Genomic DNA, 13,642 nt, shown 5'->3' with positions numbered 1-13,642 from the left:
CGGCTCGACCGAGCCGCTTCAGGGCGCGAGACTCGAACCTAGAGGATTTTCCGGATGAACGTCATCGAGATACAGGAAACCGGCGGCCCCGAGGTGTTGCGGCTGGTCCAGCGTCCGCAGCCCGAGCTGACCGGGCCGGACGACATGTGTGTCCGACTCTGTGCCGCCGGTGTCAATCCGATCGATACCAAGATCCGCCAGCGCGGACCGATGCTCCACGCGGGTCTGCCGGCCGTACTCGGCTGCGATGGGGCCGGTGTGGTCGAAGCCGTCGGCAAGGACGTGACACGCTTCAAGCCCGGCGATGAGGTCTGGTTCTGTCACGGCGGACTGGGTGGTCCGGCCGGCAACTATGCCGAGTATCGGGTGATCGATCAGCAGTTCGTCCAGGCCAAGCCGCGCGCCATCGGCATGATCGAGGCCGCCGCCGCGCCTCTGGTGCTGTTGACGGCCTGGGAGGCGCTGCACGACCGGGCACGGCTCACCGAGGGCCAGCGGGTGCTGATCCATGCCGGGGCCGGTGGCGTCGGGCATGTCGCCATCCAGCTCGCGCGTCTGGCCGGTGCGCGTGTCTGCACCACGGTCAGCGGCCCCGAGAAGGCGGCGCTCGCGCATGAACTCGGTGCCGAGTTCTGCATCAATTATCACGACGAGGATCTGGTCGAGGCGGTCATGGACTGGACCGAAGGGCAGGGCGTCGACATCGCCCTGGATACGGTCGGTCCCGAGGTTTTCCGTCGCACCATCCCGGCCATGGCGCACTATGGCGATCTGGTGACGATCCTCGATCCCGGCCCGGAGCTGGATCTGAAGGAAGCGCGGCTGCGCAATCTGCGTCTGAGCCTGGAACTGATGCTGACCCCGATGCTCCGCGACCTGCCGCGCGCCCGGCTGCATCAGGGTCAGATCCTGCGCCGTTGCAGTGATCTCATCGATCGCGGCGATCTACGGGTGCATGTCTCGCAGACCTTTGCGCTCGACGAGGCCGCCGAGGCGCATCGTCTGCTCGAACAGGGCCATGTGACGGGCAAGCTGGTTTTGAATCTGGAGTGAGGCCGATGATCCGACCGAGGTGTCCTTGAACACCCTTCCGAGTTTGAAGCGGGTGCGGGTGGCGCTGCTCTCCGATACCCATGGCGCGCTCGATCCGCGCGTGCGCGAGATCGTCGACGACTGCGATCTGGCGCTGCACGGCGGCGACATCGGTCATGCCTCGATCCTGGCCCAGCTCCAGCCGCGCCTGGGGCGGGTGCTGGCGGTTTTCGGCAACAACGACGTGGCGCGCAAGTGGCCGGAGGAAGACCGGCAACTGCTGGTGCATCTGCCCGAATGGCTGGAACAGCCGCTGCCCGGCGGTTCGCTGGTGCTGATCCACGGTCATCAGCTGCCGGCGCGCAACCGCCATGCCCTGCTGCGCGCGCGCTTCCCCGAGGCGCGCGCCATCGTCTACGGCCACAGTCATCAGCTGGAAACGGATCTCGACGCACGGCCCTGGGTGCTCAATCCGGGCGCGGCCGGGCGCTCACGGACTCACGGCGGGCCGTCCTGTCTGGTGCTGACCGCCGACGCCGACGAATGGCGCGTCGAGAGCTACCGCTTTCCGCTGTCGGTCCCGAGACGGGGAGTGCGCTACACTGCGCGCCATGAACACTCCAAGCACCCCATCGGTCAAACCACCCAAGTCACTGCTGCGCCAGGTCGGGCGGGCCATCGCTGATTTCCGCATGATCGGCGAGGGGGATCGCATCCTCCTCGGCGTCTCCGGCGGCAAGGACTCGCTCTCGCTGCTCCAGATCCTGGCCCATCTGCGCACCTATGCTCCGGTCCGTTTCGAGCTGGCGGTCCTCACCGTCGATCCCGAGGTGCCGGGGTATGATCCGCAGCGCCTGAAGGATTATTACGACCGGCTCGGTCTGACCTGGCACTATGAACAGCAGCCGCTGATGGAGCAGGCCAAGACGCACATGGACGGCGATTCGTTCTGCGCCTATTGCTCGCGCATGAAGCGCGGCATCATGTACCGGCTCTGCCGTGAGCATGGCTACAATGTGCTGGCGCTGGGTCAGCATCTCGACGATCTGGCCGAGAGCCTGCTGATGTCGCTGTTTCATGGCGGTCAGTTGCGCACCATGAAGGCGCACTATCGCAACCAGGACGGCGACGTGCGCATCATCCGCCCGCTGGTCTACTGCCGCGAGCGCCAGACGGCCGACTTCGCCCGCCGCGCCGGCCTGCCCGTGATCCCGGATTCCTGCCCGGCCTGCTTCACCATGCCGACCCGCCGCGAGCACATGAAAGCCCTGCTGGCGCGCGAGGAAGCCGAACACGCTACGCTCTTTTCCAGTATTCTCCACGCCCTCAAGCCGATCATGGTCGAGGGCGAGTTGCCCGAACCGGGTTGGACATGTCTATCCGAACCAAGCTCGCCCTTGGGCTGATTGCGATTCTCGCGCTGAACCTGCTCGCCAGTCTCCACGGTTTTCACCGACTCACCCAGGCGGCGAGCCGCGAGGCCGAGATCCTGGAGACCTCTTCGGACATCCTGACGCTGGCCTTGACCGCCCAGGTGCATTTCAAGAAACAGGTCCAGGAATGGAAGAACATTCTGCTGCGCGGCGGGGATGCCGAACTGCGCGCCCGCTATATCGAGCAGTTCGAACAGGAGGAACGCACGACTCGCGTGTATCTGGAGCGGCTCCTGACGCTGTCGCGGTCCAATCCCGAGGCCAGCACCGAGGCCGAGCAATTTCTCGCGGCGCATGAACGGCTCGGACGCGAATACCGCGCCGCGCTGGCCATCTACCAACCCGTGGCGGCGGCACCTCAGCTTGAAGTCGACCGGCAGGTACGCGGGATCGACCGCGAACCGACCGACCTGCTCGATCGGGTGGTCGAATCGGCGCTTGAGCATCGCAGGACGACTCTAGCGCAACTGCAACTCGCCGCCCGCCGGCATCAGCTCTGGACCCTGATCCTCACCGGCGCGCTGATGAGCGGCGCGGCGCTGCTGCTCATGTGGCTGGTGGATCGCAACATTGGACGTCCGATGGCCACAGCGACGGCTGTGGCGCGGCAGATGGATCGCGCCAATGCCGAATTGGCGCGCGCCGCCCAGGCCAAGGACGAGTTCCTCGCCGCCATGAGTCATGAACTGCGCACGCCCCTGACCTCCATCCTCGGTCTCTCCGAGACCATGGGCGACGGGCTGCTCGGTCCGCTGAGCGCCCAGCAGGAAAAAGCGATCCGGATGGTCCACGAGAACGGCACCCATCTGCTGGAACTCATCAACGATATTCTCGACATGTCGCGCGTGGCTTCGGGCCAGATGCATCTGCGCTGGGATCAGGTGCCGGTCGATCAGCTCTGCGAGGCCAGCCTGCGCTTGATCGGGCCGTCCGCCAAACGCAAGGGACTCAAGGTCTCGCTGACGATCGATCCCCAGGCGCGACTGGTGCGCGGCGACAGTCGGCGGCTCAAGCAGATGCTGGTCAATCTGCTCGGCAACGCGGTCAAGTTCACGCCGGAGGGCGGGGCGATCGGACTCGATGTCCAGGCCGATCCCGAGCACGGCGAGCTGCGTTTCGGCATCTGGGACACGGGGGTGGGCATCCCGCGCGAGCAGTTCGAGCGGTTGTTCCAGCCGTTCGTACAGCTCGACAGCCGCCCGGCACGTCAGTACGACGGCACCGGACTGGGACTGGCACTCGTCTCGGGGATGGCCGAGCTGCACCAGGGGCGCATCCAGGTCGAGAGCGAAGTGGGGCGGGGCAGCCGGTTCGAGATCCGGCTGCCCTGGGATCCGGCGGCGCAACGGGCCGATCGGTTGCAGCCTGATCCCGCCGAGTCGAACGGGCCTGGGATCGAGACCGGCGTGCGCGAGCCCTGGCGCGTGCTGCTGGTCGACGACAATCCGGGCAACCTGGACATGTTCGCCACCTATCTGCGCATCCGGGGTTGCGATGTCCGCACCGCCGGTAGTGGAGCGGAGGCGATCGCTTTGTCACGGATGCCGAGACCGGATGTGATTCTGATGGACGTGCAGATGCCGGGTATGGATGGTCTCGAAACCACACGCCGCTTGCGATCCGATCCGGCGCTGCGTGCCGTCCCCATCATCGCTCTGACGGCGCTCGCCATGCCCGGCGATCGTGAACAGTGTCTGGAGGCCGGCATGGACGATTATCTGACTAAACCGCTCGGACTCAAGGAGCTGCACGCGACCGTGGCGCAGTGGGTCGCCCGCACGCGCCTGGCGGCGGCGCGCGCGCTATCTTGAACCTTGAGCCTTGGGCTTGAAGTCACGCAGCAGATCGGACAGCCGTTGCAGCGTCTCGGGCGTGGAACGCTCGCCGTAGCGCGCCGGGACATAGAGTGCGAGGAAGCTGCCGACATCCGGGGCCAGATCCGGCCGCGCGGCGGCGATGCGCCGGCCATAGTCGCCCGGTCCCTCGTGCGGCAGGCGCGGCAACCCGATACCGGCCAGCCGCCTGCACAGACGCGCATAGAGCCGTTCGAGCGGGTCGCGCTCGGTGCGTTCGTGCATCAGGACCAGCAGGATGCCGCCCAGCGTCAGCGACACCGCCAGCACCATCAGCACCGCCAGCCCATACTCCCGCCAGGCGCTCAGCCCGAGCCGATCCATGAGCCGGCGCTGATCCTGAGCCGAGAAATCCAGCACCCAGTTCTGCCAGCTCGCTTCCAGGGTATCGCCCAGCAGACGCAGATCGCGCATCCAGCGCACCAGCGCGGCGGCCTCGCCGAGATCGAAACGCACCGAGACACCGGCTCCCAACAGCTCGGTGGCCGAGCGATTGTCGATGCGCGACGGATCGACCGCCGCCGTCGGATCGACCCGCACCCAGCCGCGCCCCGCGATCAGCACCTCGACCCAGGCATGGGCGTCGGACTGACGCACGATGGTATAGCCGCCGAACTCATTCGTTTCGCCGCCGAGATAGCCGAGCACGATGCGCGATGGAATGCCGGCGATACGCATCAGGAGCGCGAAACTGCTGGCATAGTGCTCACAGAAGCCACGGCGGGTCTCGAACAGGAACGCATCGGCCGGATTGGCGCCGAGCTTGGGCGGCAGCAGGGTGTAATAGAAGTTCTCGCGGTTGAAATGGGCCAGCGCCCGTTGGACCAGCGTCCAATCGTCGCGGCTCTGGGCGCGCCAGCCGTCGACCAGGGCACGCATCCGGGGCGTGACGTTCTCGGGCAGTTCGAGCGCCAGCGCGCGCACCCGTGCGTCCGGCTCGGCGGTGCGATAGCTGAGGACCGAGCGCGCGTTGTAACGCTTGAGCGCCGTCACCGGCTGGTTCGACAACAGCTGATAGTCCGGGCTGATCGCCGCACCTTCCGGCTCGCTGACCGGCATGTCGAGCGCGAACAGCCAGCGCTGCTTGGTCGGCTCCATGACCACTTCGTACTCGATCGGGTCGGACGCTTCGATCAGCCGTGCCGGCTGCTGCCAGCCGGAGGGCGGTGCGCCCGGCGTCCAGCGGCGTCCATCCATCTTCCACAGCACCGGGCCGCGCCAGTAGAGCTGATTGGCCTCCGGTCGCCGGTCCGCGAAACGCGCGCGAAAGGCCAGCTCGCCATTGACGACCAGCTCGCTGATGTTGCCCGGCTCCATACTATCGGACAGGCCCATCAAGCCCCTGGAACTGTCGATCCCCAGACTCCAGAGCGGCGCGGTCAGACGTGGAAACAGCACGAACAGCACCAGTGTGAGCGGGATCGCCTGGAGCGCCAGTCGCGCACTCACCCGCAGCGCCGGACGCAGACCCGCCGCTCCCAGTCCGCCGTTGAGTTCGGTCAGCAGCGTGACCAGCCCCAGCGCGATCACTCCCAGATAGAACGTGAGCAGGAAGGATTCGTCGAACAGGAACTGCACCACGCTCAGGAACCCGATCAGGATCAGCACCAGACGCAGATCGCGCTTGGTGTCGAGCTCCAGCAGCTTGAGCACGAGCATGGTCGCCAGCAGTGCCGAACCGCCATCCTGGCCGGTGACGGTGTGATAGGCCGCCAGACAGTTGCCCAGACCGGCGAAGGCCAGCAGGGCGCGGATCCAGCGGTTGGGCAGCACCGCCGGCCAGCGCAGCGCCACCAGCCGGATGGCCAGGATCAGGGCCAGAAAGGCTGTGACCTGACCGTCGAGATAGCGTGCGAACGGGGCGCAGGCCGCCGCGACCAGCAGCGTGGTCCAGAGGATCTGATGGCGCTCGGGCCGTTCGGCGGCGGGGATGAGATCAGTCTTGTGCATGGCCGAAGAGTGCCAGTCGGGTCAGACAGCGTTCGGTATGGGCCGTGCCCTGGGACAGCCCCTCGACCGCACCGGGCAGACGCAGACCGAAGCGCGTCGGGCCGGCGCTGACGTCGAGCACCTGTCGGGTCAGCAGTCCGAGCCGGATCTCGGGATCGGGCGCGTTGAGCCGTGCCCAGTCGATCCAGACCTCCTGGCCCTGCTCGCCGCCGTATTGCTTGACCACCAGCCCGCGTTCGCGCGCGTACGCCTTCCAGTCGATATGCCGGATCGAATCGCCCGGACGATAGCCGCGCGACCCCAGATAATCCTCGGCCCCTTCGTGACGGGTGCGATGCGGACGGGCGCTGTCTCCAGCGTCATGTCCAGGTTCGGGCGCCTGGGGAGCGGGTCTGGGGAAGACCAGCGTCTTGGCCTCGGTGGCGACATAGGTCCAGGCGCGAAACAATCCCATCGGATGGCGCGTCTCGACCATCACATCGGTCAGCCGATGCCAGCCGCGCCGCTCGGTCGGCACCGCCAGCGCGACCAGCGTCTGATCTCCCGCGCCGACATGGATCGGCGTCGGCGTCTCACCGTTCTTGCGCAGACGGATGTCATGGCGTGGGCGTCCGCCCTCGGCGCGCACCGCCACCTCGAAGCGCGCGCGTTCCCCGGCGAACACGGGTGATCCGCCGCGCGCCTGCACCGCCAACCCCAGCAGGTTGAACCAGGCATGGTGCATGGCCACCAGCCCGACCGAGGCCAGGAAGAAAGTCAGCAGCAATCCGAGGTTGTTCTGATAGTTCAGCGATCCGAGCAGCATCACCAGCATCACAGCGCCATACATGAACCCGGCACGGGTCGGCACGATATAGATCTGACGCCCGCCGACGCGCGCCACGCCATCGGGTCCGGGCGGCACCCGGCGCAGCAGGCTGTCGAAATAGCGGTGCGCGCGATCGCGCAGCGTGTCGGAGTGGTGTGGATCGGTGGTCATGACGACTGGAGGTCGATCAGTCAGTGCTGACTGACAACATGGGCGGCGAAATGAAGCCTGTCAAGGCATGTCGTGGCATCCAGTACCCAATGGACGAGCTGTCTTCAGCCCTATTCGCGCAGTTTGGCAAGAGGGCCGAGACCGGTTATCTTCGCGCGACCATGGAGACACTGCTTCGCGTCACCGATCTCAGCCGCGACTTCGGACGCCATTCGGCCCTGTCCGGCGTCGATCTGTGCCTGGAGCGCGGGCAGGTGCTGGGCCTGCTCGGGCCGAACGGGGCCGGCAAGACCACCTGTCTGCGGCTCCTGAGCGGACTGCTCGCCCCGACCTCGGGCCGCATCGAGATCCTCGGCCTCGACCTGACGCACCGACCGCTGGCGGCCAAACGTCATCTGGGTTATCTGCCCGAGCGCCCGCCGCTGCATCCCGAACTGCGGGTCGACGAATATCTGACCCATTGCGCCCATCTGCATCGTCTGCCCCGACGCGCCATCCCCGAGGCCATCGCCACCGCCAAACAGCGCTGCGGCCTGGAGGATCAAGGCCGACGGCTGATCGCCAAGCTCTCCCGAGGCTACCGCCAGCGTCTGGGTCTGGCCCAGGCGATCCTGCACCGCCCGCCGCTCCTGATCCTCGACGAGCCGACCGAGGGACTCGACCCGGTGCAGATGCGCGAGCTGCGCCGACTCATCCGCGATCTGGCGCGGGACAGCGGCATCATCCTCTCCAGCCATCTGTTGCCCGAGGTCCAGTCGGTGTGCGACCGGGTGATGATCCTGCATCAGGGACGGGTGCGCTTCGATGCCGAGACGCACGCGGCGCGTCCGACCAATCTCTGGCGGGTGCGTCTGGGCGGCGAGACCCATGTTATGCATCTGAACGATCTGGCGCCGGTCGCCGGCGCGCTCGCCACCGGGCCGAATCAGTTCCAGGTCGATCTGCGCGCCGAGGCGACTTCGGCCGATCTGGCACGCGCCATCCTGCTGGCGGGTCTGGAACTGTTCGAGCTGACGCCCGAGCGCAGTGATCTGGAGCGGACCTTCTTCGATCTCATCGGCGCGGAGGAACACGCATGATCGGGACCATCGCCGCGCGCGAGATCCGCAGCGGACTGGTGACACCGCTGCTCTGGGTGCTGCTGGGCGTGGGGCAGGTGGTACTGGCCTGGATCTTCCTCCAGGTCGTCGAGGACTTCAGCGCTCTGGATGCCGGGGAGCGTCCGGCCTCGCTCACCCAGGAGCTGTGTCTGAACCTGTTCGGATTCGCGGCCGTACTCGCCATGTTCGCCGCGCCGCTACTGGCCATGCGGATGCTGAGCGCGGAGTTCCGCGATGGCGGCTATGACCTGCTCGCCGCCGCCCCGGCCCGCCTGATCGAGATCCTGCTGGGCAAGTTCATCGCACTGGCGATCCTGATCACCCCGCTCTGTCTGCTGCCGGCGGCCAATCTGGCGCTCTTGAGCGGTACGGCGACGCTCGATCTCGGTCAGGTCGCGGCGGCCACGTTGGGTCTGTGGCTCGCGGCCCTGTTCTTCGGCGCCATCGGTCTTCAAGCCTCCAGTCTCACCGAGCAGCCGGGCGCGGCGGTGCTGATCGCCTTCGGCCTCCTGCTGCTGTTCTCGATCATCGGACGCGCCGAGTCGCTCACCGCCCAGACGCTCTCGCTCTTCGGCTGGCTGTCCTGGAACGAGCATCTGTTCCGGTTCCTGCTTGGGGCCGTGCGTCTGAGCGATCTGGCCTATTTCCTCCTTTTCACGGGCTTCTTCCTGGCTCTGGCCCACCGGCATCTGGCCAATCGGCGACTGCAATGAAGACGCGCGCACAGGCGATCCGAGTCCTCGTCCACCGCTTCGAGCGCGCGCTCGCCGACACGCTCTTCGCCCTCCTGCTGCTGGGCTGTGTCGTCGCGGCCGGCTGGCTGGTGGCGCGACATGACCGGATTTGGGACTGGACCCAGTCCGAGAGCCATCGGCTGACCCGCGAGAGCCGCGCCATCCTCGAACGGCTGGAGGCGCCGTTGCGTCTGACCGTCTTCGCCGATCCGCAGACACCGCTGGCCAGGATGATCGGCCAACTCCTGGAGCGTTACGCGCACGAATATCCCGAGCTGGAGATCCGCTATCTGGATCCGCGACGCTTCCCCGAGCAGGCACGCGAGGCCGAGGTTTCGCTCCAGGGCCAGATCCTGCTCGAATACCGGGGACGACGCGAGACCCTGGCCGAGGTCGGCGAGCGCTCCATCTCGGCGGCCATCGCGCGCCTGATCCGCCCGCGTCATGCCTGGGTGGCGATCATCGAGGGACATGGCGAACGCGCCATCGCGGGTGAGCGCGACACGGATCTGGGCCGGCTGGGCCGCGAGCTGCTCGAACTGGGGTTGATCGCGCGTCCGCTGGATCTGGCCACCACCAGCGCCGTCCCGGACAACACGCGGCTGGTGGTACTCAGCCAGCCCCGACTGCCGCCCTTTCCAGGCGAGATCGAGGCGTTGATCGACTTCCTCGATCGCGGCGGTCATCTGCTGTGGCTGATGGACCCAGGTCCGCCGAGCGGTCTCGAACCCCTGCTGGAGCATCTGGGCCTCGCCGCTCTGCCCGGCCAGGTGGTCGATCCCGAAGCCGAGCGGCTTGGATTCGGAACGACCGCCGTGGCGGTGATCGACGATTATGCGCCGCACCCGCTGACCGAAGGACTCACCGCACCGGCGCTGCTGCCCGGCGCCCTGGCCTTCGAGACCCAGGTTGCGCCGGGCTGGGCGCTGGCGACCTATCTGACCAGCCGCGCCGAGAGCTGGAACGAGACCGGCACACTCAGCGGCCCGCTCACGCGCGACGAGGTGATCGGCGAGCGTGCCGGTCCATTGCCGGTCGTGCTGGCGCTCACGCGCACGCTCCCTGAGAGCGAGCGCGAGCAGCGTCTGGTGGTGGTGGGTGACGGTGATTTCCTGTCCAACGCCCAGTTCGGCCTCCAGGGCAATCGCGCGCTCGGTCTGGCGCTGCTGCGCTGGCTGAGCGAGGGCGAGGATCTGCCCGAACTCCCGCCCCCGCCGACGGCGGCCGAGCCGCTGGAGCTGGACGAACGGCACCGGACTCTGATCGGTCTGGGGGCGCTGGTGCTGCTGCCGGGCGTGTTCTTGATCGGCGGGCTGGGGATGCGCTGGTCTCGCTGGAGGGGTCGATGAGCGGACGCTGGCTGATCAATGGGGCATTGGCGATCCTCCTGGTCGTGCTCGGTCTGCTGATCCGTGCCGAACTCCAGCGCGCGCACATCGTCCCGACCCTGACCGATCTGGCCGCCGCCGATCTCTATCGGGTCGAGATCGATCGCACCGGCGAGCCGACCATCACCCTGCTCCAGACCGCGATCGGCTGGCGTCTGGAGGCGCCCTTCCAGGTGGACGCCGACAACGGCCGCGTCACCCAACTGCTCGGTCTGCTGGAGGCTCCGGTCGAGCGCAGCTTCCCGGCTCAGAGTGCCGACCTGCGCGAACTCGGACTCTCGCCGGCGCGGCTCACACTGCGTCTGGACGGGCGTGAACTCCAGTTCGGCGGTACGGACCCGGTCGGTCGGATGCGCTATGTCGCCGGCGAAGGACTGGTGCATCTGATCCAGGATCGTTTCCATCATCTGCTGATCGCGCCGCCCATCCACTATGTCTCGCCGCAACTGATACCGCGCGGATTCGGGCCGGTCTTCGGGCGGCTGGGCGGCATCCCGCTCACACCCGAGACCCTGAACGATCTGGTGGGGCTGCACGCCGAGCGCGTCGAGATCCTGGCCGAGACGCCGAGCGGCGAGCCGGTCGCGCTCAAGTCGTCCGATGGGAGCACACTGCGCTTCCTGATCTCGGAGGACCGGCGCCGCTGGGCGCGGCTCGATCAGCGGCTGCTCTATGTCCTGACCGATGCACCCGAGCTGACGCTCGATCCGAACGCCGTCGATCCCACGCCGCCGGAGCCTCGACCCGAAGCCTCCATACCGCCCCCGTTCGGCGAATCACCCGCGTCCGTACAAAGCCCGTCCATACCGCCGGTCATGGACTCGCCACCGTTCGGACCGACGATGGATCCAGCCACATCGGACGAACCCATGGCGTCCGATCCCTTCGCCCAACCCGATCAGCCGGACGAGCCCTTTGCGGCGACTCCGGAACGCCTCGTTCCGGCCGATGGGCTGCCGGGCGAACCGCCTGTGGTCCGCCTGACCCCGGACGGCCAAGCCATACCCGTCGAGGTTCCGGACGCCGAACCGGCCGGCTCCGAGTTTCCACTACCGGGCGAGCCGGACAAGGCCGCGCCAAGCGGTTTCGGTCAGGATCCCTTCGCGCCCGATCCGGCCATGTACAGCGATCCAGCCAACTGATGCCTGAATTACCCGAGGTCGAGACCACGCTGCGCGGCATCCGGCCCCACTTGGAAGGTCGCCGGATCGCACGCCTGATCGTGCGCAATCCGCGTCTGCGCCAACCGATCCCGCCCGAGATGCCCGAACGGGTCGCCGGTCAACCGATCCGCTCCCTGAGACGGCGGAGCAAATATCTGTTGATCGGGCTGGAGCACGGCAGCCTGCTCGTGCATCTGGGCATGTCGGGCAGTCTGCGCGTCGTCACGGCCGAGAGTCCACTCCCGCCCCGAACCCACGATCATCTCGATCTGGTGCTCTCGGATGGCGGAATCCTGCGTTTTCATGATCCGCGCCGGTTCGGGATCTTTCTCTGGATACCGATGTCGCCCGAGATCGCGCTCGTCGAGCATCCGCTGTTGTGCAGGCTGGGACCGGAGCCACTGGAGAACGACTTCGACGGCGAACATCTCTATCGTTCGAGCCGCTCGCGCCGGGTCGCCGTCAAGTCGTTCATCATGGACTCGGCGGTCGTGGTGGGTGTCGGCAATATCTACGCCAGTGAATCGCTGTTTCTCGCCGGCCTCCATCCGGCGCGCGCCTGCAACCGGATCGACCAGGGCGGCTATGGACGCTTGGCCGAGACGATCCGACGGGTGCTCAGGGCATCCATCGAACAGGGCGGCACCACGCTGCGCGACTTCGTCAACGAGACAGGTGCTCCGGGCTATTTCGCTCAGTCGCTACGGGTCTATGGACGCGCGGGCGAACCCTGCCGGATCTGCGGCACACGCATCGAGCCGCAGCGGATCGGACAGCGGTCGAGCTTCTACTGTCCACGCTGTCAGACTTGAGCCATCGACGCGGATTCGTACCCAGGCCACCGGCCGGGCCGCAATATCCTCGACGTCTGCCGCCGGTAGCCCGGCACGTCAAACCGGCACGTTGGTCAGGATGAAGCGCGCCACCTCGTCGTCCCCGATCCGCTGTCCGGGCTCGCCGCCCGTCAAACGATGCACGGCCACCGAGGGCAACACCGCCTGTACGTCCTCGGGCATCACATAATCGCGCCCGGCGAGCAGAGCCCAGGACTTGGCCGCGTGCAGCAGACCCAGCCCGGCGCGCGGCGAGAGTCCATAGGCGAAGCGCTCCGAGCCGCGTGTGAACTGAAGAATGGCGTGGATGTAGTCGATGATCGGCGATGCGGCATGGATGCGGATCACGGACTTCTGCAAGTCGATCAGCTCGGCGTTGGTCAGGGCCGGTCGTTGGCGCGCGACCATCTCGCGCCGATCCTCGCCGGCGAGCAGCGCCTTTTCCTGCTCGGCGGCCGGATAGCCGAGATGGATGCGCATCAGAAAGCGGTCGAGCTGCGATTCGGGCAGCGGAAAGGTGCCGACCTGGAACAGCGGGTTCTGGGTGGCGATGACGAAGAAGGGTTCGGGCAGCCGCCGCGTCTCACCCTCGACCGTGACCTGACGTTCCTCCATCGCCTCCAGCAGCGCACTCTGGGCTTTGGGCGTGGCACGGTTGATCTCGTCGGCGAGGATCAGTTGCGAGAAAATCGGGCCGGGATGGAAGCGGAAACTCTCGGAGGCGCGATCATAGACCGAGACGCCGATGACATCGGCCGGCAGCAGGTCGCTGGTGAACTGGATGCGCGAATAGTCCAGCCCGAGCAGTCGCGCCAGCAGATGCGCGAGCGTGGTCTTGCCGACGCCCGGCAGATCCTCGACCAGCAAATGACCGCGCGCGAGCAGACAGGCCAGTGCCAGACGCAGTTCGCGATCCTTGCCGAGGATGACGGCGCCGGCCTCTTGCAGGATGCGCTCGGCGAGCGTGGGACGGGCAGGGCTGGATTTCGGATGTAGGCTCATCAGGGACTCGGTGAGATCGATGGCGCTCGATTTGGAACCGAAACGCGGGTTTTGAATCGGGATTGACTGAATTCCACAGGATTTCGGCGCGATTTTCCAGGCGGCGTGCGATCCGGCCAGGGTGCAAGGTCGGCGGCAAATCGCCTACACTGCCTGCCCCTCTTTCGTCATACCC

General features: G+C 67.0%; 12 protein-coding genes. 9 read left to right on the top strand and 3 right to left on the bottom strand.

Going from position 1 to position 13,642, the window contains the following annotated elements:
- The first annotated feature begins 54 nt into the window (after nucleotides 1-54).
- From ALVIN_RS15405 to ALVIN_RS15390, 4 genes are read left to right on the top strand one after another with little or no spacing between them, the layout of a single operon-like run.
- Nucleotides 55-1,053: a zinc-dependent alcohol dehydrogenase family protein gene (locus tag ALVIN_RS15405; RefSeq protein WP_012972252.1), complete on the top strand. Its 999-nt coding sequence runs from the start codon at nucleotides 55-57 to the stop codon at nucleotides 1,051-1,053.
- Between the two features lie 25 nt (nucleotides 1,054-1,078).
- Nucleotides 1,079-1,717, top strand: a complete 639-nt coding sequence (locus ALVIN_RS15400) for a metallophosphoesterase family protein (protein ID WP_012972251.1) — start codon at nucleotides 1,079-1,081, stop codon at nucleotides 1,715-1,717.
- Nucleotides 1,644-2,438 (top strand): tRNA 2-thiocytidine(32) synthetase TtcA, encoded by a 795-nt coding sequence (locus ALVIN_RS15395; RefSeq protein WP_012972250.1) that lies wholly within the window; start codon nucleotides 1,644-1,646, stop codon nucleotides 2,436-2,438. Before ALVIN_RS15400 ends, ALVIN_RS15395 begins: the two co-directional genes overlap by 74 nt.
- On the top strand, nucleotides 2,405-4,276 hold the full coding sequence (locus ALVIN_RS15390) for an ATP-binding response regulator (protein ID WP_012972249.1): 1,872 nt from the start codon (nucleotides 2,405-2,407) through the stop codon (nucleotides 4,274-4,276). Before ALVIN_RS15395 ends, ALVIN_RS15390 begins: the two co-directional genes overlap by 34 nt.
- Here the strand turns inward: ALVIN_RS15390 and ALVIN_RS15385 are convergent.
- Complete coding sequence (locus tag ALVIN_RS15385; RefSeq protein WP_012972248.1) at nucleotides 4,268-6,268, bottom strand: transglutaminase TgpA family protein; 2,001 nt, start codon at nucleotides 6,266-6,268, stop codon at nucleotides 4,268-4,270. The genes ALVIN_RS15390 and ALVIN_RS15385 overlap by 9 nt on opposite strands.
- The gene (locus ALVIN_RS15380) at nucleotides 6,255-7,247 is read right to left on the bottom strand and encodes a DUF58 domain-containing protein (protein ID WP_012972247.1); all 993 of its coding nucleotides are present in this window, start codon (nucleotides 7,245-7,247) and stop codon (nucleotides 6,255-6,257) included. Before ALVIN_RS15380 ends, ALVIN_RS15385 begins: the two co-directional genes overlap by 14 nt.
- A 161-nt stretch (nucleotides 7,248-7,408) precedes the next feature.
- Between ALVIN_RS15380 and ALVIN_RS15375 the strand changes: the two genes are divergently transcribed.
- From ALVIN_RS15375 to mutM, 5 genes are read left to right on the top strand one after another with little or no spacing between them, the layout of a single operon-like run.
- Complete coding sequence (locus ALVIN_RS15375) at nucleotides 7,409-8,326, top strand: ABC transporter ATP-binding protein (RefSeq protein WP_012972246.1); 918 nt, start codon at nucleotides 7,409-7,411, stop codon at nucleotides 8,324-8,326.
- Nucleotides 8,323-9,060, top strand: coding sequence for an ABC transporter permease (locus ALVIN_RS15370; RefSeq protein ID WP_012972245.1), 738 nt, complete (start codon nucleotides 8,323-8,325; stop codon nucleotides 9,058-9,060). Before ALVIN_RS15375 ends, ALVIN_RS15370 begins: the two co-directional genes overlap by 4 nt.
- Nucleotides 9,057-10,430 carry a GldG family protein gene (locus ALVIN_RS15365; protein ID WP_012972244.1) on the top strand — a complete coding sequence of 458 codons (1,374 nt, stop codon included), beginning with the start codon at nucleotides 9,057-9,059 and terminating at the stop codon, nucleotides 10,428-10,430. The genes ALVIN_RS15370 and ALVIN_RS15365 overlap by 4 nt, the downstream gene beginning before the upstream one ends.
- Nucleotides 10,427-11,611, top strand: a complete 1,185-nt coding sequence (locus ALVIN_RS15360; RefSeq protein WP_012972243.1) for a hypothetical protein — start codon at nucleotides 10,427-10,429, stop codon at nucleotides 11,609-11,611. Before ALVIN_RS15365 ends, ALVIN_RS15360 begins: the two co-directional genes overlap by 4 nt.
- Nucleotides 11,611-12,444, top strand: coding sequence for a bifunctional DNA-formamidopyrimidine glycosylase/DNA-(apurinic or apyrimidinic site) lyase (gene mutM, locus ALVIN_RS15355; RefSeq protein WP_012972242.1), 834 nt, complete (start codon nucleotides 11,611-11,613; stop codon nucleotides 12,442-12,444). The genes ALVIN_RS15360 and mutM overlap by 1 nt, the downstream gene beginning before the upstream one ends.
- Before the next feature lie 78 nt (nucleotides 12,445-12,522).
- Here mutM and ALVIN_RS15350 read toward each other — a convergent pair whose 3' ends face one another.
- Nucleotides 12,523-13,467 (bottom strand): AAA family ATPase, encoded by a 945-nt coding sequence (locus ALVIN_RS15350; RefSeq protein WP_012972241.1) that lies wholly within the window; start codon nucleotides 13,465-13,467, stop codon nucleotides 12,523-12,525.
- Between the last annotated feature and the right edge of the window lie 175 nt (nucleotides 13,468-13,642).

This window comes from Allochromatium vinosum DSM 180 (assembly GCF_000025485.1).
Taxonomy (GTDB): domain Bacteria; phylum Pseudomonadota; class Gammaproteobacteria; order Chromatiales; family Chromatiaceae; genus Thermochromatium; species Thermochromatium vinosum.
This window is presented reverse-complemented; position numbering and strand designations above follow the sequence as displayed.